At 68.5% G+C, this 22,841-nt stretch carries 24 protein-coding genes and 1 tRNA gene; 14 read left to right on the forward strand and 11 right to left on the reverse strand.

The genetic code is table 11. The features are described from left to right. Positions 1-5: 5 nt before the first annotated feature. The 4 genes from QUC20_RS06995 to QUC20_RS07010 all read right to left on the reverse strand — a co-directional run bounded on the left by QUC20_RS06995 (position 6) and on the right by QUC20_RS07010 (position 3,206). Positions 6-87 (reverse strand) — tRNA-Leu (locus tag QUC20_RS06995). 106 nt (positions 88-193) lie between these two features. Then, on the reverse strand, positions 194-1,027 hold the full coding sequence (locus QUC20_RS07000) for a formate/nitrite transporter family protein (RefSeq protein ID WP_289331333.1): 834 nt from the start codon (positions 1,025-1,027) through the stop codon (positions 194-196). Between the two features lie 76 nt (positions 1,028-1,103). After that, complete coding sequence (locus tag QUC20_RS07005; protein ID WP_289331334.1) at positions 1,104-2,156, reverse strand: methionine synthase; 1,053 nt, start codon at positions 2,154-2,156, stop codon at positions 1,104-1,106. A gap of 15 nt (positions 2,157-2,171) precedes the next feature. Then, on the reverse strand, positions 2,172-3,206 hold the full coding sequence (locus QUC20_RS07010; RefSeq protein ID WP_289331335.1) for a putative oxygenase MesX: 1,035 nt from the start codon (positions 3,204-3,206) through the stop codon (positions 2,172-2,174). A 118-nt stretch (positions 3,207-3,324) separates the two neighbouring features. On the opposite strand from QUC20_RS07010, the gene QUC20_RS07015 reads away from it, so the two are divergent. The 10 genes from QUC20_RS07015 (at position 3,325) to QUC20_RS07060 (ending at position 10,763) form a co-directional block, all read left to right on the forward strand. Beyond that, entirely contained in the window at positions 3,325-4,266 is a 942-nt protein-coding gene (locus QUC20_RS07015; RefSeq protein WP_289331336.1) for a LysR family transcriptional regulator, read from the forward strand. A 193-nt stretch (positions 4,267-4,459) separates the two neighbouring features. Further along, positions 4,460-4,666: a hypothetical protein gene (locus tag QUC20_RS07020; protein WP_147374349.1), complete on the forward strand. Its 207-nt coding sequence runs from the start codon at positions 4,460-4,462 to the stop codon at positions 4,664-4,666. 422 nt (positions 4,667-5,088) lie between these two features. After that, a complete protein-coding gene (locus tag QUC20_RS07025; protein ID WP_434543658.1) occupies positions 5,089-6,264 on the forward strand; it encodes a TadA family conjugal transfer-associated ATPase in 1,176 nt (391 codons plus the stop codon). Continuing rightward, positions 6,261-7,124 carry a type II secretion system F family protein gene (locus QUC20_RS07030; protein WP_289331337.1) on the forward strand — a complete coding sequence of 288 codons (864 nt, stop codon included), beginning with the start codon at positions 6,261-6,263 and terminating at the stop codon, positions 7,122-7,124. The genes QUC20_RS07025 and QUC20_RS07030 overlap by 4 nt, the downstream gene beginning before the upstream one ends. A gap of 77 nt (positions 7,125-7,201) precedes the next feature. Beyond that, positions 7,202-8,038 (forward strand): type II secretion system F family protein, encoded by an 837-nt coding sequence (locus QUC20_RS07035; RefSeq protein ID WP_289331338.1) that lies wholly within the window; start codon positions 7,202-7,204, stop codon positions 8,036-8,038. Between the two features lie 30 nt (positions 8,039-8,068). Next, positions 8,069-8,257: a hypothetical protein gene (locus QUC20_RS07040; protein ID WP_120262783.1), complete on the forward strand. Its 189-nt coding sequence runs from the start codon at positions 8,069-8,071 to the stop codon at positions 8,255-8,257. A gap of 49 nt (positions 8,258-8,306) precedes the next feature. After that, entirely contained in the window at positions 8,307-8,645 is a 339-nt protein-coding gene (locus tag QUC20_RS07045) for a TadE/TadG family type IV pilus assembly protein (RefSeq protein WP_434543665.1), read from the forward strand. Beyond that, positions 8,620-9,075, forward strand: a complete 456-nt coding sequence (locus QUC20_RS07050; protein WP_289331340.1) for a TadE family protein — start codon at positions 8,620-8,622, stop codon at positions 9,073-9,075. Before QUC20_RS07045 ends, QUC20_RS07050 begins: the two co-directional genes overlap by 26 nt. Positions 9,076-9,077: 2 nt before the next feature. Continuing rightward, positions 9,078-9,494 (forward strand): pilus assembly protein TadG-related protein, encoded by a 417-nt coding sequence (locus QUC20_RS07055; RefSeq protein WP_289331341.1) that lies wholly within the window; start codon positions 9,078-9,080, stop codon positions 9,492-9,494. Positions 9,495-9,590: 96 nt separating this feature from the next. Next, positions 9,591-10,763, forward strand: a complete 1,173-nt coding sequence (locus QUC20_RS07060) for a SpoIIE family protein phosphatase (protein WP_289331342.1) — start codon at positions 9,591-9,593, stop codon at positions 10,761-10,763. 21 nt (positions 10,764-10,784) lie between these two features. Here QUC20_RS07060 and opgC read toward each other — a convergent pair whose 3' ends face one another. The 6 genes from opgC to QUC20_RS07090 all read right to left on the reverse strand — a co-directional run bounded on the left by opgC (position 10,785) and on the right by QUC20_RS07090 (position 18,352). Beyond that, positions 10,785-13,307 carry an OpgC domain-containing protein gene (gene opgC, locus QUC20_RS07065; protein ID WP_289331343.1) on the reverse strand — a complete coding sequence of 841 codons (2,523 nt, stop codon included), beginning with the start codon at positions 13,305-13,307 and terminating at the stop codon, positions 10,785-10,787. Then, on the reverse strand, positions 13,304-13,723 hold the full coding sequence (locus tag QUC20_RS07070; RefSeq protein ID WP_289331344.1) for an ATP-binding protein: 420 nt from the start codon (positions 13,721-13,723) through the stop codon (positions 13,304-13,306). The genes opgC and QUC20_RS07070 overlap by 4 nt, the downstream gene beginning before the upstream one ends. Continuing rightward, positions 13,716-14,051 carry an STAS domain-containing protein gene (locus tag QUC20_RS07075; protein WP_434543659.1) on the reverse strand — a complete coding sequence of 112 codons (336 nt, stop codon included), beginning with the start codon at positions 14,049-14,051 and terminating at the stop codon, positions 13,716-13,718. Before QUC20_RS07075 ends, QUC20_RS07070 begins: the two co-directional genes overlap by 8 nt. 3 nt (positions 14,052-14,054) lie before the next feature. Continuing rightward, positions 14,055-16,061, reverse strand: coding sequence for a glycosyltransferase family 2 protein (locus QUC20_RS07080; RefSeq protein ID WP_289331345.1), 2,007 nt, complete (start codon positions 16,059-16,061; stop codon positions 14,055-14,057). Positions 16,062-16,152: 91 nt separating this feature from the next. Next, positions 16,153-17,013, reverse strand: a complete 861-nt coding sequence (locus tag QUC20_RS07085) for an endo alpha-1,4 polygalactosaminidase (RefSeq protein WP_289331346.1) — start codon at positions 17,011-17,013, stop codon at positions 16,153-16,155. Position 17,014: 1 nt separating this feature from the next. After that, positions 17,015-18,352, reverse strand: a complete 1,338-nt coding sequence (locus QUC20_RS07090; protein WP_289331489.1) for an MFS transporter — start codon at positions 18,350-18,352, stop codon at positions 17,015-17,017. 25 nt (positions 18,353-18,377) lie between these two features. Here QUC20_RS07090 and prfB point away from each other — a divergent pair, with 25 nt between their 5' ends. From prfB to smpB, 4 genes are all read left to right on the forward strand, one after another. Continuing rightward, entirely contained in the window at positions 18,378-19,490 is a 1,113-nt protein-coding gene (prfB, locus tag QUC20_RS07095) for a peptide chain release factor 2 (RefSeq protein WP_120262775.1), read from the forward strand. 81 nt (positions 19,491-19,571) lie between these two features. After that, entirely contained in the window at positions 19,572-20,552 is a 981-nt protein-coding gene (gene ftsE / locus QUC20_RS07100; RefSeq protein WP_120262774.1) for a cell division ATP-binding protein FtsE, read from the forward strand. Continuing rightward, on the forward strand, positions 20,549-21,463 hold the full coding sequence (ftsX, locus tag QUC20_RS07105; protein ID WP_289331347.1) for a permease-like cell division protein FtsX: 915 nt from the start codon (positions 20,549-20,551) through the stop codon (positions 21,461-21,463). The genes ftsE and ftsX overlap by 4 nt, the downstream gene beginning before the upstream one ends. A gap of 86 nt (positions 21,464-21,549) precedes the next feature. Continuing rightward, positions 21,550-22,026 (forward strand): SsrA-binding protein SmpB, encoded by a 477-nt coding sequence (smpB, locus tag QUC20_RS07110; protein WP_112614374.1) that lies wholly within the window; start codon positions 21,550-21,552, stop codon positions 22,024-22,026. Between the two features lie 43 nt (positions 22,027-22,069). On the opposite strand, the gene QUC20_RS07115 is transcribed toward smpB, so the two are convergent. Then, the gene (locus tag QUC20_RS07115) at positions 22,070-22,732 is read right to left on the reverse strand and encodes an SIMPL domain-containing protein (protein WP_120262772.1); all 663 of its coding nucleotides are present in this window, start codon (positions 22,730-22,732) and stop codon (positions 22,070-22,072) included. Positions 22,733-22,841 lie beyond the last annotated feature (109 nt).

A 22,841-nucleotide genomic window follows, 5' to 3' on the forward strand; every position in this document is an offset into this window, starting at 1 on the left:
ATCCGTGCGGAAGGTGGGACTTGAACCCACACGCCGTGAGGCACAGGAACCTAAATCCTGCGTGTCTGCCAATTCCACCACTCCCGCGGACGGGTTCAGTCTAGGCGTCAGCGATAAGCGAATCCGTCCGGATAACCCCCGAATTCGCCGAGACGATGGGGCGGTCGCGGCGCGCATGGCCGCTCGGGCCCACCTATCGCGCGATGGAGCTCCTGAGTCCGGAGTTCGGGACGTTCGCTGACGCGTCAGCGAGTCGCGGTGAGCCGCCGATGAACCAGTACCCCGCCCCGACGACGAGACCACCGCCGACGAGGTTCCCGGCGCCGACGAGCAGGAGATTGAGCGCGAAGCCGCCGACCGAGGCCGACGGGTCACTTGACAGCAGACCGATCGTGAACGTCGTCATGTTCGCTACGACGTGCTCGAAGCCCGAGGTGATGAACGCGAGGATCGCTGCGAACACGACCAGGATGCGGGCGCTCTCGCTGCGGAGCCGTACCGTCATCCAGATCGCGACGCAGACGAGGACATTGCACAGGATGCCGCGGACGAACAGTTCGAGGGGCGATTCGTGGGCCTTCGCCGCGAGCATGTCGGAGACCATGGCGCCCGCCGCTGCGTTGCTGTGAAGAACGCCGGATGCGACGATCAGCGCCCCGAACACGACTGACCCGACGAGGTTGGCGCCGAACGTCCATACGATCGCCGCGGCGGCCCGACCAGGGGGCACGGCTCGCATGAGCGCGGCTTGGGGAACCGTCATCATCGACGAGGTGACGAGCTCGCCGCCCGCAACCACGACAATCGTCAGCGCGACGCCGAACACGAGGCCCGACACGAGCTTGCCCCAGCCCGAGCCGGCCGCGAGAAGCGGTCCGGCCGCGGTGACCATCAGTACGACGCCGACGCCGATGTACGCGCCCGCGAGCATCCCCGAGATCGTGAAGCGAGCGGGGGAGCGCAGCCCGTCGACCTTGTGCCGCCCGTTGTCAGCCTGCGCGGTGAGGGCCTCGGGGATCGTGAGCACGGGACCACCGTCCTTCCGCCGCCAGTGTGCGCTCGACGAGCGGGCGACAGGGAAGCGACGGGCCGGGGATAACCCGTCAGCGCACGGCGAGCGCGCTCGGCTCGGAGACCTCGGCCCGAACAACGGCTGCCCCCGCCACCAGTGCGCTGATCTTGTCGTACGCGACGGCACGGGGAAGCGGCGCCATGCCGCAGTTGGTGCTGGGGATCAGCTTGTCGGCGTCGACGAACTCGAGCGCGCGGCGGAGCGTGTCGGCCACCTCATCCGGGGTCTCGATCTCATGGCTCGCGACGTCGATGGCCCCGAGCATCACCTTCTTGCCGCGGATGAGCTCGATCAGCTCGACGGGCACGTGCGAGTGGTGGCTCTCGAGCGAGATGACGTCGATGCTCGATCGCTGAAGGAGCGGGAACGACTCCTCGTACTGCCGCCACTCGGGCCCCAGTGTCGCCTTCCACTCGTTGTTCGCCGTGATGCCGTAGCCGTAGCAGATGTGCACCACCGTCTCGGCGCGAAGGCCCTCGGCTGCTCGCTCGAGCGCGGCGATGCCCCAGTCCTTCATCTCGTCGAAGAACACGTTGAACGCCGGCTCATCGAACTGGATGATGTCGACGCCGGCGGCCTCGAGCTCGCGGGCCTCCTGATTGAGGATCGTGGCGAACTCCCACGCGAGCTTCTCGCGGCTGCGGTAGTGATGATCGGCCAGCGTGTCGATCATGGTCATGGGGCCCGGGAGCGCCCACTTGATGGGCCGATCGGTCTGCTGGCGGAGGAAGACCGCGTCGTCGATGAAGACCGGCTGGCGGCGGCTGACGGCGCCGATGACCGTGGGGACGCTCGCGTCGTAGCGGTCGCGGATGCGCACCGTCTCGCGTCGCTCGAAGTCGACACCGTCGAGGTGCTCGATGAACGTGGTGACGAAGTGCTGACGCGTCTGTTCGCCGTCGCTGATGATGTCGAGCCCGCGGCGTTCCTGCTCGTGCGCTGCGACGCGCAGGGCGTCGCGCCTGCCTTCCGTCAGCGTGTTGCCGGTCAGTTCCCACGGCGACCACAGCACTTCGGGCTTGGCCAGCCATGACGGCTTCGGAAGGCTGCCGACGGTGGAGGTGGGCAGGAGAGTGTGCGACACGGATCGTCCTTCGGTTCAGCGGGTCGGCGCGAGCGGGGCAGCGGGTGCGGTGTAGCGGGCGGCCCAGCGGCTGAGCACCTGCCGGTGGGGGGTGACGAAGTGCTCCTCGGCGTACCTGCCCTGCGTCGTGGCCAGTTCGCTGCGCTCGACCCGGTCGTAGGTGATGTCGGTCCGCACGAAGTCGTCCCGCTCGAGGCTGGGCCGGTAGACCTCGCCCGCGGGCTCGGTCGCGTTGTAGATCTCGGGCCGGTAGATCTTCTGGAACGTCTCCATGGTGCCGATCGTGCCGGCCAGCTGCAGATCGGTGTAGTCGGCCAGCAGCTCGCCGCGGTGATAGAACGCCAGCGGGGCGACACTGCCGCGCGGCATGAAGTAGCGCACCCGGAGCCCCATCTTGGCGAAGTACTCGTCGGTCAGCGAGAACGAGTCCTGCTCGTACTCGACGCCGAGGACCGGATGCCGGTTGCCGTTGCGCCGGTACGTACGGCTCGTCGACACGCTGATGCACACGACGGGTGCCTGGGGAAAACGCTCGCGGTAGGCGTCGGACTCGAGGAAGTGCTGGAAGAGCTTCCCGTGGAGGTCGCCGAAGTCGTCCGGCAGGACGAACGTGCCGGGCGTCTGCTGGGCCGACGGCAACAGGATGCTGAAGTCGTAGTCGCGCAGGTACGACGAGAAGTTGTTGCCGACGATGCCGTGGTGGCGCTCGCCGGTCCGCCGGTCGACGATGTGGATGTCGAGCACCTCGAGCAACGGGAACTCGCGGTCCTCGCCGGTGGCGGCGGCAGCATCCTCGCCGTCATCTGCGAACCGCAGGTTCGCTGACACGATGTCGAGCTCGGCGGTGTACCGATCGCCCGCGGGGTTGTCGGTGCGGGCGAGGTCGTTGAGGCGGGCGTCGATCATCGCGAGCGCCCCGCGGAGGTTCTCGCGGCGGCGCTCGCCCCGGGCGAGGTTGGCGAAGTTCGTCGTGATGCGCGATGAGTCGGAGGGGGAGTAGTCCTCGTCGAAGCGCGTCGTGGAGATGCGGAACGTGAACTCGTTCGCCATGAGCAGCCAATCAAGCGGAGCTCCGGAGAGCCATGCGGAAGATGATGGCTCCATCGTGCGGGGTGGCGACAGTCATCGGGTAATTCACTCTCGCTATCCGGTGCCATAGTCTTTCGCTATGGCCGGGCGTCGAAGCGGGATCACCCTGCAGCAGTTGCAGTACTTCATCGAGGTGGCCGCCGAGGGCTCGATCTCCGCGGCCTCCGATCTGCTCTATGTCGCGCAGCCCACGATGTCGGCGGCGATGAAAGATCTCGAGACGCGGGTGGGCCGCGATCTGCTCGTCCGCTCGGCTCGCGGGGTGACTCTCACGACCGACGGCGTGGAGTTTCTCGGGTACGCCCGCCAGGTCGTCGAGCAGGCCGAGCTGCTCGAACAGCGCTACCTCGGACGGCCACCGTCGCGGCGGCTGCTCGGTGTCTCGACGCAGCACTACTCGTTCGCCGTCGACGCGTTCGTCCGGATGGTCCGGAGTACCGGGTCGCCCGAGTACGAGTTCTCGCTTCGCGAGACCCGGACGTGGGACATCATCGAAGACGTCCGGACGCTGCGCAGCGAGCTCGGCATCCTGTTCCGCAACGACTTCAACCGGAACGTCATCGACAAGCTGCTGCGCGACTCGGGGCTCGCGTTCCATCCGCTGTTCGTGGCCGAGCCGCACATCTTCGTCTCGCGCCGGAACCCGCTCGCCACGCGCGCCCGCGCAACGCTCGACGACCTCGTCGACCTGCCGCGCCTGACCTTCGACCAGGGCGCGAACAACTCGTTCTACTTCGCCGAAGAGATCCTCTCGACGCTGTCGAGCAAGCAGGAGATCCGGGTGTCGGATCGCGCGACGATCTTCAACCTCATGATCGGCCTCGAGGGCTACACGATCTCGACGGGCATCATCAGTGACGACCTCGACCCAGAGATCGTCGCCGTGCCCCTCGACGTCGACGAGCGCATCGAGATCGGCTGGATCGGCCGCACGGCCGTCCCGCTCGCCGAGCAGGCGCAGCGGTATCTCGATGAGGTGCGGGCTGTCGTCGGAGGTTTCGGGATCGAGCTGCTCGGATGAGGCTGGGATGGCGAGATGGTGAGCCGACCGGCCCTGTGGAAGGTCGCCACCGCTTCACGGGGTAGCCGCCACGATGCGGGGTGCCCGTTACGCCCCCACTGCTACCATCTGTGCAGCACGCATCGGCGGCATCGCGGCCGTTGACGGCGCGTCTATCGGAGCCGTCATGGGCTGCTTCACCGGAGGTTGAGTCATGAAGCGTTCGAGAGGCCAGTTTCTCCTCTTCTTCATCATCGCAGTGGGGGCGGGAGCGAGCCTGATCTGGTTGCTACCAGCGGCGCTCGGCGATGACGCCACCGTGCAGAGTTGGATCCCTGCCGCGCTCGGAGCGATCTTCGCAGCAAGCGCCTTCGTCGCATGGAAAGTCCGCCCAAACTGGAAGCAGACATCTCCGACGTAAGTGCCGCACACAGTAGGAGAATGGAAGACCCCCGTGGGTGATTACCTGCGGGGGTCTCTCTCGTACCGATGTCGCTCGCTGAAGTATCACCTGTCAGCGCCAAGCTCGACGTCACCCACAACGCCACGCCACCCCACGAACACCGTCCTGCCGTCCGCGCCTACGTGCGAATCAGTCGCCGCAATGTCATCTACGGCATGGCATTCGCCAGGTCGTTTAGCGCCTCTGCAGTCAGCTCGTCGTGTTGCGGCCGCATCTCGTCGAGAGGTCGCGTGCCTCGATTCGGCAACACGACACGTCGTCCGCGCGAATGCGACAGCCAGCCGCCGCGTTTCAGGCCGACGTTCGGGTTGAAGAGACCAACCGATCTGGCACTGTGGAAAGTCGCCACCGCCTCGTCGGATAGCGGCAACGATGCAGGGGTGAGCAGTACCCCGTCATCCGCACCCGGCTTCGAGCCCCCTGACCTGCCCCCAGAGACGCGTATCGCGTGCAGTCTGCGCGATCGGCTCCGGTCGGAGGGGATCGATCCCGCGCAGCGACCGGAAGAGGTCGAGCGCGTCGCGATCGCAGAAGTCCAGCGGCACAACGACTTCGCCCTGGCGCGGGGGTTGGAGGCTGTCGACGATGAGCACTCAGCGGTGCGGCGCGTTCTTGCATCCGTCGCCGGGTACGGCCCGTTGCAGGCGCTTCTGGACGACCCGAGCGTGGAGGAGCTGTGGATCAACGCTCCCGACCGGATCTTCGTCGCTCGCGGCGGCCGGAGCGAGAGAGTCGCGCTGACCCTGTCCGAGGGTCAGGTGCGCGACCTGGTCGAACGGATGCTGCACGCGAGCGGTCGGCGCGTCGATCTGAGCCAGCCCTTCGCTGACGCGTCGCTCCCGGACGGTTCGCGGCTCCACGTGGTCATCCCCGACATCACGCGGCACTGGGCTGTGAACGTCCGCAAGTTCCTCCGCACGTTCCGCACGCTCGACGACCTGGTGGACATCGGGTCGGTGACGGTCGAGGCGGCGGACATCCTACGCACGGCGATCGCACACGGACGGAACATCATCGTCTCCGGTGCGACCCACGCGGGGAAGACGACCATGCTCAGCGCACTGATCGCGGCGAGCCCACCCGCGCAGCGGGTCGTCACGGTCGAGGAGACCTTCGAGCTCGCCGTTGATCTGCCCGATGTGGTCGCCCTGCAGGCCCGCCAGCCGAGCCTCGAAGGCGGAGGAGAGGTGACGCTGCGACGCCTCGTGAAGGAAGCCCTCCGCATGCGACCCGACCGCCTCGTCGTCGGCGAGGTGCGCGATGCCGAAGCTCTCGACTTGCTCCTCGCTCTCAACACCGGCGTCCCCGCCGCCGCGACCGTGCACGCGAACTCCGCCGCCGACGCGCTTCGGAAGCTCTCAGCGCTCCCGCTCCTGGCCGGACGGAACATCGACATCGAGTTCGTGCGCGACGCTCTCGCGGCATCCGTCGACCTCGTGGTGCACTGCGAGCTCCTGGCTTCGGGACGTCGACGCGTCGCCGAGATCGTGTCTCCCACCGGCGCCGTCATCGACGGGGTCGTCGCGACGCGGTCGATCTATCGGAGCCCGGCGTGATCCTGCTGTGGGGCGCAACGCTCGGTGCAGGGCTAGTGCTCATCGTCCTGCCCTGGCTGTCGCCTCGCACGGCGACGACACCGGCGACATCCGGTCGCGCTCGGCGCTTCGGTCGCGACCTCCTTGGCTCTGCTGGATTCGCGCAGGCCCCGGTGAGCGGGTTCGGCGCCATCTCGGTCGGGACGGCAGCGCTTGCCGCCGCGGCTGCGTGGCTGGTGACGTCGCTCCCCGCCGTCGCCCTCCTCGCCGCCGGTGCGGGCGTCCTGCTGCCGACGGCCTGGCTGCGCTCCCGCTCCCGCAGACTGCGGCGGGCGCGCCGCGGGCTATGGCCCGACGTGTGCGACCTGCTCGTCGCATCCGTTCGAGCCGGGATGCCGCTCGGCGACGCGGTCTCGTCGATCGCGGAGACCGGGCCGCCGGCCCTTCGCCCCGCGTTCAGGGGGTTCGAGCGAGACCTCGCCGCCTCCGGACACTTCGACACCAGTGCCGCGCGTCTGCAGACGGTGCTCGCAGATCCCGTGGCCGACCGCATCGTGGAGACGCTTCGGATGGCCCGGCAGGTGGGAGGGACTGAGCTGGTCCCGGTGCTCAGGGCGCTCTCGACGTCCGTTCGTGCCGATGCGGCTCTCCGCGCTGAGGTGGAGGCACGCCAGTCGTGGATCAGAGGTGCAGCAGTGCTCGGATTGATCGCTCCCTGGGTGGTGCTCACGCTTCTGTCGCTTCGCCCCGAAGGCGCTCGCGCGTATGCCTCGGGAGAAGGAACCGTCCTCATCATCGTGGGCGCGGCGGTGTCGTTCGTCGCGTACCGGGTCATGCTGCGGATCGGCAGGCTTCCCGAACCGCGGCGGTGGGTGCGCTGACCGGTATGTCGGATCTCGCCGTTGCCGTCTTGCTGGGTACTGCACTTGCTTCGGGCCTCCTTCTCACGATCTCCGGGATGCCGCGGTGGATCGCGCCGCCCCTCGAACGCAGGATCGCCCCCTACTTGCGCGATATCGCCGATCCGATCGGCCTGACCCCGCTCCATCCGGGACCGTCCTGGCTCGGGGGCTGGCGAGAGCTCAGCATCCACATAGCGGCGAAGCTCGGCGGATCGGAAGCACTCCGCCGACGACTCGTGCGGGCGGGCTGGGCCCTGACACCCGAGGGCTTCCGTGTCCGCCAGCTGTTCGCGGGGATCGGGGGACTCACGGCGGGCACCACGCTGACGGTCGCAGTGGCGATGCGCGGAGAGGCGAACGGGGCGACGCTGCTGCTGCCGTTCGTGCTCGCTGCCGCGGGAATTCTCGTTCTCCACGTGGTGCTGGTACAGGCCGCCGAGAACCGGATGCGGCAGGTGCGTGAAGAGGTGCCGACGGTGCTGGAGTTCCTCGCGCTCTGCCTCTCTGCGGGAGAGGGCCTCCACGATGCGTTGCGTCGCGTCAGCGAGGTGGGTGCCGGTGAACTGACCGCACACTTGCGTGCTGCGGTCCTCGCGGCCGGAACCGGGTCGACCCTGACCGACGCCCTGCGCGAGATGGCGCGCTCACTCGAGGTGGCGAGCGTCGACCGCGCGGTCGACCAGCTCGTCGGCGCCGTCGAACGCGGTGCTCCCTTGGCGCAGGTGCTGCAAACGCAGGCCGCTGATGCGCGGGAAGACGCGAAGCGCGTCCTGATCGAACAGGCCGGGCGCAAAGAGATCCTGATGCTCCTTCCGCTGGTCTTCCTCGTGCTGCCTCTCTCGGTCCTGTTCGCAGTGTTCCCCGGCATCGTGATGCTGCGCCTGGGCCTGTGAGCGAAGTCGAAGACGAAGAAAGGAAACACAATGAGGGGACTGATCACGATGGTCCGCGGCACGGTACGAGACCTCCGGGATGACGAGCAGGGTGATGTTCCCGGCTGGGTGCTCGTGACCTTGATGACGGCGGGGCTCGTCGTGGTCATCTGGGCGCTCGCCGGTCCCGCGCTGTCGAACCTCTTCGAGCAGGCCATCGCACGGGTGTCTGGACTGTGACGTGGCGCTGACTCTCGACGAGCGAGGTTCGAGTCCGGCGGAGTTCGTGATGGTCGGAGCGCTCCTGACTCTGCTCATTCTGGGGGTCATCCAGCTCGCCCTCGCCGTCTACGTCCGCGGGGTCGCACACGACGCGGCCGTCGAGGGCGCCTACGACGCCGCGCTCGCCGATGTGACCGACGAGGAGGGAGCAGCGCGCGCCCGAGACATCGTCGACAGGACGCTCGGGCCGGCGTTCGTGCAAGACGTGCAGACACGCCGCACCACGGTGGGCGAGGCGACCATGGTGCAGGTGGCGATGCGGATCACCCTGCCGCTCATCGGGTTGGCGGGCATACCGGCCGCATGGGAGGTGACCGCCCATGCACCGGCCGACGACGGAGAGTGAACGACACCGAAACGACGACGGCTCCGCGTCGCTCGAGTTCCTGACCGCCGGACTCATCCTGCTCGTCCCCGTCGTCTACCTGATCGTCTCACTCGGAATCGTGCAGTCGCACACGTTCGCCGCCCAGGCGGCTGCGCGACACGTCGCCCGTGCGATCGCGACAGCCGCGGATGTCGCTCAGGCCGATACGCGTGTCGACGCGATCACGCAGGCGATCGCCGCCGAGTACGGAATGACGGCCGACGACCTCGCGCTCGCCGTCGAGTGTTCGGGCAGCGGTCCCTGCCCCGGAGCGGGTGAGATCGTTCGCGTCACGGCGCGCACCGACGCGGTGCTGCCGCTCGTGCCTCCCGTACTCGGCCTCGACCGGCTCGCCCGTGTTCCGATCGAGGCGACCGCGGTGCAACGGATGCCGCGGGTGTGGGGCTGATCGTGAAGAGACGGTCCCGCCTGGGGAACGAGGGGAGCGTGCTGCCGCTCACGCTCGGCTACGCCCTCCTCGCCATCGCGCTGGTGCTCGTCAGCGTCGACGCGATGAGCCTCTACCTCGCGCACAAACGCGCGGACACGGTCGCGGAGGCCGCAGCGCTGGCGGCATCCGACGGGTTCACCTTCGTCGTCGAAGGCGGCTCACCGCGCGCGCGACTCGACCCGGCCGACGTCCATGACCTGGCCGCCGAGGTCATCGCGGCGTCCGTCGACGCGACGCTCGTCGATGCCGCCACGCCCGATGGCGTATCCGCTCGCGTCACCGTGGCCACGGTGTGGCATCCCCCCGTGGCGTCCCTGTTCGTGCCCGACGGCGTACGGATCGAGGCGACGGCGACGAGCCGCACCGTGCTGCGCTGAGTCCGCGATGCGCGGTCATTCCGCAACCTCCTTCCCGGCACAAATCGCGCTGGATAGGGTCGAGGGACCGGCTATGCGTGGAGGGGGAGCCCGCTCATGACCCAGCAACTCGATGTCGACGACGACGCGGTGACGCGACTCGGCCTGATGGACACCGCCCCGGAGGAGCGCTTCGACCGCATCACGCGGCTCGCGCGCGAGATGTTCGACGTCGACTATGCCGTCGTCAACGTCGTGAACTCCGAGACGGTGTTCACGAAGTCGCAGCCGGCGGAGTCCGATTTCACGCACACCCCGATCGAGGACTCGTTCTGCGGCGAGGCCGTCAAGCAGCCCGCCGTGCTCGAGGTGCGCGACGGGCGCGCCGACCCGCGGTTCGCCGACCGTGCGATCGTCGCCGAGCACGGCATCCGCTTCTACGCGGGCTTTCCGATCCACACGGACGCGGGGGAGACCGTCGGCACGCTCTGCCTGCTCGACACCTCGCCCCGCGAGCTCAGCGACACCGACCGCGACGCCTTCGAGCGCTTCGGTCTCTGGGCTCAGGCTGAGATGCGCATGGACGACCCCGACGGCGCCGGATCGGTGCCGCTGCCCGAGGGCGCCACGGTCCCCGCCGTACGCGATGACCGCCTTACGGCGGGAGAGGTCCGCCTCGCCGCCCTGGCGATCCCGCACGGGCAGGTGAGCGGCGACCGCAGCAGCTGGCAGCAGCTCGGCGACCGCATCATCGTCACCCTCGCCGACGTGATGGGCAAGGGCGAGGAGGCAGGCGGTTTCGCTGAGGAACTGATCGGCGCGCTCCAACAGCGTGCTCACCTCGACCCCGTCGAGGCGATGCTGTCGGTCGAGGACTACGCCCGCCACGACAAGCGCTACCGTGACACCTTCGCGACCCTGTTCCACGCGGTGATCGACACCCGGAGCGGCCGCGTGGCCTACGTCGACGCCGGTCACGGACTCACCCTGCTGCTCCGCGCCGACGGCACGAGCGAACGTCTGAGCTCACGCAACCTGCCGCTCGGCCTCCGCCCGTCCGATGCCGATTGGGAGGCAGGCGAGACCGTGGTCGGTCACGGCGACCTCATCATCTCCGTCTCGGATGGCGCCCTCGACGCCTACGACTCCACGCTCGACAGCCTGCGCCTGATCGGCGAAGACCTGCGCCGTGCGGCCGAGCCCGACGCGTTCTTCGACGAGCTCTCGATCCGCGTCTCCGAACACACCGTCGACGACGATGTGACCGCAGTCGTCATCTCCGTGCGCTGACCTGCGTCGATCGCCCCGAGCTCAGCGGGGGATCACCGAGAACAGGAACCGCCGTCGCACCATCAGGTAGATGAGCGCGATGACGGCGGTGTGGATGAGCGTCCCCTGCCAGAAGCTCTGCCGGTCGAGGCCGGGGATGTTCGCGACGGCGAGCACGAAGAAGACGTGCACGATGAAGACGTAGAGGCTCGCCTGGCCCAGCGGGATCCACAGCCAGCCCATGACCGCGTTGATCGGCTTCCAGGCCACCGTGAGCACGGCATAGCTGCAGGTGATCACGAGGACCAGGTCGAGCAGGCGCCCCCAGTGCAGATCGATGCGCGGGTAGCCGGAGTCGTACAGCATCGCGTAAAGACCAGCGGGGAAGGGGGCTGACTCGAACCCGAAGCTGTCGCCCGCCCAAAGGTAGACGAGGAACCCGGCGTAGCCGACGACGAAGATTCCGACGAAGATCTTCCCCGGTCTCGAGGTGAGCGCCCGGATGATCGGTCGCCGGTAGTACCCGATGACGAGTCCGTGCGTGAACAGCACCTGCCAGGCCAGCAGCGGGAATACGGCGTTGAACTGCGACGGCAGCGGCGACAGCTCCGGCATCGTGATGTGGAGGGCGTACAGGCCCCAGCTCCCCGCGAGGACGAGCCACCACAGGCGCCGCCGGATGAGCCACATGAGGGCCGGATAGGCCAGACTCAGGACGACGAACAGGCCCATGATGTTGAACGGCCACGGCCCCATCTCGAGCAGGAGCAGCTGACGCACTGCGTACCAGGGCGGCGGGTAGTCGAGCAGGCGGTCGGCGTTCGGGTAGAGATCGTAGACGCGCCCGGTCGTGGTCTGCCCGTCCTCCCCGGTGCCTCGGTCGGTGAACGTCATGATCGCGGACGCGTCGATGAACGGCACGAAGCTGACGACGAAGATCAGCAGGATGACGGCGAGGGCGACGAGGTACTGCTTCCGCGCCCGCGCCCACGCTGCGAGAGTCGCGCCCCATTCGCCGCCTCGTTTGACTGCCGCGGGGAAAACCATGCCGAGGACGACGCCGCTCAGGAGCACGAACAGCTCCGCGCCCGTGATGGCGCCGATGATATTCAGCGATGCGAAGGAGTACGGGCTCAGCACCTCGATGTGCGTCACGACGACCACGATGATGACGAAGCCCCGCATCATGTCGATGCGCAGGTCGCGAGTCGCGGAATCGTCGGGGTAGCGCCACGACGGCAGCATCCGTCCCACGATCCCCGAGACGAGGAACGCGATGGCGAGCACGACGGCGGCGCCGGTGATCCAATTCATCTCGTCGTTGCCCTCGCGCACCTGCACGGTGCTGGCCGAGGCCTGCTCGGGGGTGACCACGTCGGTGATCGGACTCCACTGCACCTGCCCGGATGCCGCGAGGTCGGCGCGGAACGCGCTCGCCAGCTCACCCGAGGCGGTTAGACGCCAGTCGACTTCCTGCGCGCCCGCCTCGGCTTCCTCGCGCACGGCCTCGAGCCAGGTGACCGCGGTGATCCGCGGGTGGTCGGGCAGCTCGGCGAGCACCTGGCGCCACCAGCCCTGCTTGACGGCGAGCTCGGTGTTTCCGTCGAGTGAGAAGTCGTAGAGCGCGCCGGTGTCGAGCAGAAGGTCCCGGCTCTCGCCCGCCGCGAACCTGTCGTAGAAGGTCTCCGCCTGCGGCACGGTGTAGCCCCACTGCTCGTCGAGGCGCGCGGCCACCTCACCCTCGTCGGGAGCACTGTTCGACACGAGCGGCACGTCGCGACCCGCGGCGGCACCCGACTCGCCCTTGCCGAAGTAGAACATCGTCAGGCCTACCCGGTCGACGGCATCCGCGTCGGGGAAGTAGGGGCTGTACGGGTCGTCGGCCTCGGTCAGCAGTCCGTCCGCGTCGGTGTCGAGCGCACGAAGGTCCGCGGGGGAGAGGTCGTCGAGGCGCCCGTCGGCGCGCTCGAAGGGGTACCCCGCGCCGTACGACGGGGCCCAGACCATCTCCGCGCCCGACCGGCCGTCGTGGACGGCGTCGGCCACCGTCTCGAAGGCGCGCACGAACTCCCGCGGCTGCTGCCCCCACGAGGTCCACGAGCCGTTCATCTCGGGGGCGAATCGCACCAGATGGTGCGTGTCGTAGTCGGCCTGCATCGTCTCGAGCATCGCGTTGAACGCCGCGGCATCCTCGCGCGTGAGGTCTGAGAGCGAAGCCCGGGGCTCCATGCTCAGAATCAGCACCGCCCCCTGGGCGGCAGCCGCGGTGGCAGCACGAGACCAGTCCTGCCGAGCCTTGTCGTCGAGCGGGTACGACAGGCGGATGGCGTAGCTCGCGGGCGTCTCGCCGAGTCGGTCGGCGTATCCGTCGGGCCCGTCGGACCCCCAGTCGAGCTCGGCGCCGAACCACAGCCCGTCTTGCGCGACGCCCGCTGTCCCCGGGTCGGGGGCTGCCGCGGCATCCGGACCCGCGCCCGTGTCGGCAACGGCAGCCGGCGCCGCGATCAGAGCAGCGGCGACCGCGAAAGCGAGGGCTGTCAGTGTCCGTCTCAGGCGTCGTCTCACTCGCGACGGCACTCGAGACTCCACACGTTGCGCCCGTTCTCGTAGCGGTAGTCGAGCGCGTCGACGCTCGCGAGCGCGAGAGCGAGTCCGCGGCCGTCTTCGGCATCGGCCGTCGCCATCGTCACCGCACTGAGGTCGAGTTCGGCCGGCTGCGCGTCATCCTCGAACGTCGCTGTCAGCGCGTCGCGCGTGGCGTGGACATCGAGCGTGAAGTGGCGCCCCTCGGCGCCCCGCGCCGCGACGGTGTGCTCGACGATGTTGCCGGCGATCTCCACGACGGCGGTCTCGAAGGCGAAACGCACGCGCGGCGCGACCTCGCCTACCTCGTCCCACCACGATGCGAGGAGGTCGTGCACCGCCTCGACGCTCTCGAGCGTGACCTCGGCGACGAGCCTCCGGTGCACGTCGTCATCCATCGAGAGCGTCCTGCACGGTCGCGCGCGGCCGGAGCACGCGGTCGAGGTTCGTCAGGCCGAGCACCATCGTCACTTGTTCGCTCGGAGCGGCCAGCCGCAGGTCGCCGCCGCCTTGTCGGGCGGTCTTGAGGCACGCGACGAGCGCGCCCAGGCCCGACGAGTCGATGAAGGCGACGTCGGAGAGGTCGACGACCACCGGCGATGCGCCCGCGGCGGCGATCTCCTCGGTCATCCGTTCGCGGAAAGGCCGCGCAGAGACCATGGTGAGTCGGCCGTGGGGGCGGACGATCCGACCGTTGTCGCGCACGTCGATATCGAGGTCCAGCATGGGTCAGGTCTCCTTCAGTTCCAGATGAGCCGGCGGCCGGTAGAGCACGGCGCGGATGATGATGCTGAAGACCATCAGGTCGTACAGCACCCAGACGATGTTGATGAGGGGCGCGATGCCCTGGGCCTGACCGACGGCGTACCGGATGCCGACGGCGACGAGCGACAGGACGAGCGCGGCCATGGCGATCAGCTGGGGCTTCACGAGGTCCCACCGCGGGCTGTCCTCGGTGGCGCGGGTCTTCGGTGTGACGGCGAAGCCGAGGGCTCGACCGCGGTAGACATTCGCGAACGCGGTCGTCACGGAGCGGATCCAGACGGGGAAGAGCGCGAGAGAGTACTGCGCTCCGCGCCACGTGGGGCGTCCGTTGGCGACGACGAGGAAGAGCAGCTGATTGAGGAGGAAGAAGGGGATGAACCGTGCGAAGAAGTCGACGCTCCATGCCTGCACCGGCATGACCCCGAACGTCAGATAGAGCACCGGCGCGGCGATGTAGACGATGCCGGCGAAGCCGGCCAGGTAGCTCCACATCGTGCCGAAGTACATGATGCGCTGGCCCCAGCTGAGGCTGCGTTGCACGAGGGGGTTCTCGCGGAACATCACCTGCATGGTGCCCTGTGCCCACCGGAGGCGCTGCGTCAGCATCGTGGGAAGGTCTTCGGGAGCAAGGCCCTCGGCGAGCACCTCGTCGTGGTACACCGACTTCCAACCGAGCCCGTGCAGCCGCATGGACGTCGCCATGTCCTCGGTCACCGAGATGGTCGCGAGGGGCATGATGGCCTGCGCCTCCTCGTCGCGTCCGACGTCGAACGCCGAGACGAGCATGCTGATCGACTCGAGCGCGGCGAGCGGTGACAGACTGCGATCGCCCAGAGCGTCGAGGGTGACCTCGTCGATGACGGCGAGGGCCTCCGTGTCGGCGGTGAGCTCCGCGAGCGCACGCAGCTCTGCGCGGACGTCGGACACATCCTGGTCGCTCAACTCACGGCGGACGCGGTCGATCCGGCTCTGGAACGCATAGGTCACGTCGGCGAGCGCGTCACCGCGCGCGATCTCGGCCTTCACCTGATCGAGAGCGTCTTCGACGGTGTCGAGGGCGGCGGCGATGCGGGGGTCGGAACCGTGGTCGCGGCGTGCACGAGTCAGCACCCGGCGCGACGACCGCACGCCGCGATTGACGGCCAGCGTCACTTCATCGACGTAGCGCGAGACGCCGAGCTGCATGAGGGCTTCGCGGCGCAGGATCGCGTTGGACCCGCAGAAGAACGCCGCGTTCCAGCCGTCTTTGGACTGCTGGATCGGGCCATAGAACAGTGGGGCCTGGCTGCCGAGCGGGTCGCTGGGCGGTACGTTCACGAACCACTGCGGCGTCTGGACGAGGGCGACCTTGTCGTCCATGAACCAGCCGAGTGCCCGATCGAGGATTCTCGGCGAAGGCACTTGGTCGGCGTCGAGGATCAGCAGGAACTCGCCCTCCGTCACCATGAGGGCGTTGTTGATGTTCCCGGCCTTCGCGTGGCGTGGCCGGTCACGCCACGCCTGCGACCTGGTGACGACGCCGATGCCCTCCGCCTCGGCGAGACGGCGGAGCTCGGGTCGATCGCCGTCGTCGAGGATCCACGTCTCATGCGGGTAGCTGATGGCCTGCGCGGCACGGGCCGTGCGCATGACGAGGTCGAGCGGTTCGTTGTAGGTCGTGACGAGGACGTCGACGGTGACCTCGCGTGTCAAGGGCGGCGCGTCGTGGCGTTCGCGCAGACGCCAGGCGCCGATAGCGAAGATGAGCGAGTCGATGAGGCTGTATGTCTCCGCGAGCACGAGCGGCACGGCTATCCACCACGCCTCCCAGTTCACCGAGGCGAGCCAGCGCCACACGATGTAGTTCAGGCCGGAGATCGCTGCGAGGAGAACCACGAGGCGGATCAGCGCGAGGCGCCGGGCCGACCTCTTCGAGCGGCGCGCCACATCGCGCCGCGTACCCTCGCGGCCAAGTGTCGTTTCGACGACCATTGATCTCCCTCGGTCGCAGCCCACGCTCTCAGGGGTCGTTCGCCAGACGAAACGGGTTGCGCCCGGGTGGCCGGTCACACCATGATTCGCCTCAGCAGTGGGTCATCACATGCTCAGGATCACCCTCAACGGTGAGGTCACGATCCCGGAGGACGACGGACGCGGGGGTGGAGGGGTCAGCACATATCTCGGCCCAGGTCCGCGGCAGATTGTCGGTGTACTCGATGTCCACGACAGCCGTTCCGTAGACGTCGCGATACTCGTCGCACTCTCGATACGCTGCGCACTCCTCGACGACCGCGAAGTCGAAACCCGCCTCCTCGTGCAGCCGGGGTGCGAACTCCGCCGCGTTCTTCTGCCCGGCTGCGAGTCCCACGGCGTGGGCCGCATCGACGTAAGCAGCGGCGAGAGCGAGGTTCCCCTCGATGTCGAGGGCATCACCTGATCGCGTGAAGGAGTCGAGATTGTCGAACTCGACGGCATCGAAGCCCGACTCCGCGCATCCGCGGATCCACGTGGCCACCAGATCGAGGATCCGATCCCGCTTGTCTGCCGTGGACGGGTCGAGCAGCACCTCGTCGGGCCACTCCGGGTCGACGACGGGGGCTCCGGCGACCGTGAGGAGCAGGTCGCTCTCCCACAGGTCGAGCTCGCCGGGTTGCGTCTGGAACCCGTTCACGTAGCAGATCGAGTAGGCGCCGGCGGCGGGCTCGGATGCGCGGTCGCGGCCGACGATCCGAACGTCATCGGCAGTCGGGTAGGCGCCGCCGAGCTGATAGTCGGGGAGCCCGTCTGTCGGTGGCAGTGCGACGTCGCCCAGCAGGGGCGGACTCGCCGTGTCGTCGGCTCGCGTCTGCATCGGGGCGGTCGTGGCGCACCCCGCAAGCAGGGCGACAGCCAGCACCGCCGCGGCGGTAGCGGCGGTCGCGGAGAGTCGTCGCGCGGAGAGCATGCTACGCGGACGGGTCCGGCGCGTCGGGCGCGTCCGGTTCGTCGGTGACGCCAGGCGTGCGATCCAGCCGGGTCCGGGGGACGAACCGGGGGACCCACCGGATGAAGCCGAAAGCTCCGACGAGACCGAAGCCGCCCATGACGGCGGCGGCGACGGGGAGCGACGCGACGGCGGTGATGCCGGAGACCAGCAGCGGTGCGATCGCGCCGCCCGCATCGGTCAGCGTCCGCCACGACCCGAGGAACGGGGCGGGATTCGTCGTCGGTGCGACATCCGCTCCCAGGGTGAGGAGGATGCCGCTCGAGAGGCCGTTGCCGACGCCGAGCACCGCCGCGAACAGCGCGAACCACAGCTCCGGCTGCGCGCTGGCGGATGTCAGCGCGAGTGCGATCAGGCCGGCGCTCATCAGCAGCATCGCGGGGAGCGCTGCCCAGAGACGCCCGAAGCGGTCCATGACCTGCCCGCTGGCGTAGAAGAGGGCGAAGTCGATCGCGCCCGAGACCCCGACCACGAGTGCGATCGTCGACCCGTCGAGCCCGATCGCGACGCCCCAGAGGGGCAGCAGAACCTGGCGGGTGGAGCGCAGCGCCGATAGTGACGCGGCGGCGACGCCGAGGCGGGCGAGCACATCGCGGTTCCGCCAGGCGGTGCGGACGACGCCCGTGCCGGGCACTCGCCGGGTGCGCACCGGCGCGGTCGTCAGTGCCTCACCCGCGGCGGTCCGAGCGACGGCGGGCACGGCGCCCAGGCGCTTCTCGGGTTCGGGACCGAACGCGACGAGCGCGATCATCGCGACGAGGCAGATCCCGAAGAACCAGATCGTGGCGTGCTCATCACCAAACAACCACAGCAGCGCGGCGGCGATGAAGGGACCGACGAACATGCCGAGGCGGAAGCTGCCGCCGAGCAGCGACAGCGCCCGGGCGCGGAAGGTGACGGGCACGCGGGTCGTCATGAAGGCGTGGCGCGCCACGCCGAATGCGGCCGCGCAGATGCCGATGAGGAAGACGGATGCCGCGAACACCCCGAGCACCGGCGCGAACGCCATCGCCGCCACGCCGACGAGGGCGAGAAGACCCGCGATGATCATGGTCGCCCGCTCGCCGATGCGCGCAACCGCCCACCCCGCAGGGAGATTGCCGCACAGTTGGCCGACGACCAGAGCTGCGGCCACCAGCGCCGAGGTAGCGACATCCGCGCCGAGCTGCGCGGCGATCACGGGGATCAGGGGGATGACCGCGCCCTCGCCGAGCCCGAACAGCGTCGTCGGCCCGTAGATCATCGGGGCGAGACGCCAGAGAACGCGGCGGATCGGTTCGTTCTCGTCGCTGGCTCCCATTGCTTCCACGATACTCTGGAGTGCCATGCTCGAATTCGATATCTCCGCCGACATCCAGGCCCTGCGCTCCACGTTCGCCGACATCCAGGCGGTGGTCGACGTCGAGGCGCTCCGGGCCGAGATCGCCCGCCTCTCCGAGGAGGCCGGCGCGCCCGATCTCTGGGACGACGTCGAGAAGGCGCAGAAGGTCACCAGCGCGCTCAGCCACCGCCAGGCCGAGCTCAAGCGCGTCACCGAGGTCGAGCGCCGCCTCGACGATCTCGATGTGCTGGTGGAGCTCGCGATCGAGATGGACGACGAGGAATCTGCCGATGAAGCTCGCAAGGAGCTGAAGCAGCTCGAAGAGGTCATCGGTCAGCTCGAGGTCCAGACGCTCCTCGACGGCGAATACGACGACCGCGCCGCCGTCGTGACCATCCGCTCGGGCGCCGGCGGTGACGACGCCACCGACTTCGCCGACATGCTCCTGCGCATGTACCTGCGATGGGCCGAGCGTCACAAGTACCCCGTGAAGGTCATGGACACCTCCTACGCCGAAGGCGCGGGCATCAAGTCGGCCACCTTCGAGGTCGACGCGCCCTATGCGTACGGCACTCTGTCGGTCGAGGCCGGAACGCACCGTCTCGCCCGGATCAGTCCCTTCGGTTCCGCCGACAAGCGTCAGACGAGCTTCGCCGCGGTCGAGGTCATCCCCGTGATGGAGGAGGCCGTCGAGGTCGACGTGCCCGAGAACGACATCCGTGTCGACGTCTTCCGTTCGTCGGGACCGGGTGGCCAGTCGGTCAACACCACTGACTCGGCCGTCCGGATCACGCACATCCCCACCGGCATCGTCGTCTCGATGCAGAACGAGAAGTCGCAGATCCAGAACCGCGCCGCGGCCATGCGGGTTCTGCAGACCCGCCTCATGCTGCTTCAGCGCGAGGAGGAGGCGGCGAAGAAGAAGGAGCTGGCGGGCACCATCACCGCGAGCTGGGGCGACCAGATGCGCTCATACTTCCTCTACGGACAGCAGCTCGTGAAAGACCTCCGCACGGGCCACGAGGTCGGGAACCCCTCGACCGTGTTCGACGGCGACCTCGACGGATTCATCGCCGCCGGCATCCGCTGGCGCAAGCGCAAGGACGACGACGCCTGATCGAGTGCTGAGGCGCGGATGCCGCGGCGCGCGGGTGTCGCGGCTCGGTTGTGCGGGGGAGCGGCTTAGGCTCATCGAGTCATGATCCGGTTCGAACACGTCAGCAAGCGGTATCGCGGCACCTCGAAGCCCGCGCTCAGCGACGTCGACTTCGAGATCCAGCGCGGCGAGTTCGTCTTCCTCGTCGGCGCATCCGGATCCGGCAAGTCGTCGTGTCTGCGGATGATCCTGCGCGAGGACGTCGCGTCCGAGGGGCGCGTGGTCGTGCTCGGCCGTGATCTGCGCGGTCTCTCGACGCGCAAGGTCCCCTACTTCCGTCGCCACATCGGTGCCGTGTTCCAGGACTTCCGGCTGCTGCCCAACAAGACCGTCTTCCAGAACGTCGCCTTCACCCTTCAGGTGATCGGCTCGTCGCGAGCATTCATCTCACAGGCGGTCCCGGAGGCGCTCGCTCTCGTCGGCCTCGCGGGCAAGGAGAAGCGGCTGCCGCACGAGCTCTCCGGTGGTGAGCAGCAGCGCGTAGCCATCGCACGCGCGATCGTCAACCGTCCGCAGGTGCTGCTGGCCGACGAGCCGACGGGAAACCTCGACCCCGCGACATCCGTCGACATCATGCAGCTGCTCGCGCGCATCAACGCCAACGGCACAACGGTCGTCATGGCCACCCACGAGGCCGGCTTCGTCGACCAGATGCAGCGACGAGTCATCGAGCTGAGCGGCGGCGTCATGGTGCGCGATGAGGTCGGTGGCGGCTACGGCGACACCTCCGCGTTGCCCAGCCTCGCTCCCGAGCCGGTTCGCGGTGCCGCGGCGGTCGCCGCCCTCACGGCTGTGCTCGAACTGCAGCGCGAGATCGCCGAGACCCCTCCGGCGGCCCACGTCCCCGTTCCGGACGCGCCCGAGGCTCCCGTCGAACCTCCGCCGCCCGTGGGCGAGACGCGGGCCATCCCGATCGTCGCCCCTGACATCGACCTCGCCGGCCTCGGCCTCCCCGATGTCGCGAAGAAGCTCGGACTCGGCGATCGCGACGATCGCACCGACGAAGTGGGGCCCACGTCATGAGAGTCGGTCTGATCCTCGGTGAGGCCCTGACAGGCCTGCGTCGCAACGCGTCGATGGTGATCTCCGTCGTGCTCGTCACCTTCGTCTCGCTCACGTTCGTGGGTGCGGCGATGCTCATGCAGATGCAGATCAGCAAGACGAAGGACTACTGGGCCGAGCGTGCTCAGGTCGCCGTCTACATGTGCCGTGAGGACGCCGCGGTGCAGAACTGCGCCGACGGAGCTGCGACCGACGAACAGATCGCCGCCGTCGCCGAGCGACTCGAGTCTCCCGCGCTGCAGAGCGTCGTCCGCGAGGTGCGCTTCGAGACGAGTCAGGAGGCGTACGACAACGTCCTGTCACTCATGGGGCAGGACTACGCCGAGTTCGTCAGCCCGGAGCAGCTCAACAACACCTACTGGGTCAACCTCGCCGATCCGTCGCAGAGCGATGTCATCAGCGAGGCGTTCAAGGACTTCGACGGGGTCGAGGAGGTCGCGAACCAGCTGCAATACCTCGACCCGCTGTTCTCCGCGCTCACCGTCGCCACGTACATCGCGGTCGGGATCGCCGGACTGATGCTGATCGCCGCGGTGCTTCTGATCGCGACCACGATTCGCCTCTCCGCTTATGCGCGCCGGCGAGAGCTCGGCATCATGCGCCTCGTGGGCGCGTCCAATCGGTTCATCCAGACCCCGTTCATCCTCGAGGGTGTGTTCGCCGCGTTGATCGGGTCGGCGCTCGCGAGCGTCGCGATCATCGCGATGGTGCAGATCGGCGTCGGCGACTATCTGTCGTCGCAGATCGACTTCGTCACGAGCTGGGTCAACCTCGGAGACGTCGCGGTGGTGGTGCCGGCGGTGATCGTGATCGGCGTGGCTCTGGCAGCCGTCTCTGCGGGGTTCGCCATCCGCCGATGGCTGCGCACCTGACCAACGCCGGGCTTTCCCGTCGAGCATGCCGCGGGTGTGCCCCTAGACTGTAGGGCTGCGCCAGTGCATCAGGAAGGAGGCGCGTCATGCCGAAGGAACAGGGCGAGAAGCTCGTGGCGAGCAACAAGCGCGCCCGACACGACTACGCCATCGAGAAGACGTATGAGGCCGGTCTCGTGCTGACCGGCACCGAGGTGAAGTCGCTGCGCCAGGGGCGTGCCAATCTCACCGACGGCTACGCCTACATCGATAACGGCCAGGCGTACCTCGATGCGGTTCACATTCCCGAGTACTCCCAGGGGCACTGGACGAATCACGCCACCAAGCGCACGCGCAAACTGCTGCTGCACAAAGAGGAGATCATCAAGCTGTCGCACGCGGTCAGTGCCGGCGGCTACACCCTCGTGCCTCTGCGGCTGTACTTCTCGGACGGTCGGGCGAAGGTCGAGATCGCGGTCGCGAAGGGTAAGCGCGAGTTCGAGAAGCGTCAGACCATCCGCGAGCGCGAGGACAAGCGCGAGGCTGAACGCGCGATGCGCACCCGCAACCGTCTCGGCGAGTAGCGGCGGGCGCATTCGCCAGGCGAATCCTGTGATGCGCTCCGCGTCAGCGCGCGCGGAAGCGGGCCTCCACCGCGGCTGTCACGACGATCTCGCTGGGACGGAGTTCCACTCCTCCGGATGATGCGTCGGCGGACATCGTGGCCGCGCGCGCGAACATCGGCGCCGCGGGCGGCGCGTCGCCACCGCTGAGCAGTCCGACATCTGCGATCTCGACGGGCTCGACCGTCGCGTGGCCGAGCGCCGTCGCGTACGCGGTCGCGCGGGCAACGGCGACGCCGACCGCTGAGGTCGCGACCTCGCCCTCGATGCTCGATAGCGTCGCGGGGGAGAGCTGCCATTCGACGTTCGACACGCGCATGCCGTCGTCGTCCGCGAGGAGCGACACCCATTCGTCCAGTGCGCGGATGTCGTCGAAGGCGGCGACCAGCTCTATCGTCGCGTGGTGGACAGGCGCGAGCTGGTTCCCCTCGGCATTCCAGGGCCGGTCGGACCACGTCGCGACGGATCCGCTCGACCAGGTCGAGACGACTCCCGCTCGGGCGAGTTCCTCGAGTCGTGTGCGCAACGGCGCTATCGTGGCGGCCACCCGCGACGCCACGGCGCTCCTCTCGGCGCCGTCGGCGGTCGCGGCGGCGTGGACCACGGCGACCTCGGGCTGGACACGTCGTTCGGCCTCGCCGCGGACGGAGATGAGGATGTCTGCCATGGTCCGACTCTAGGCCGGGTGCGCGGGAATGGCGCCGAGTGGCGATCGGTTGTAGTCTGTAGTGCTCGGGTGCTGCGGCATCCGGGTTGGTAACTCCACAGTGTGACAG

The sequence above is a fragment of the Microbacterium arborescens genome (assembly GCF_030369635.1).
Classification (GTDB): Bacteria; Actinomycetota; Actinomycetes; order Actinomycetales; family Microbacteriaceae; genus Microbacterium.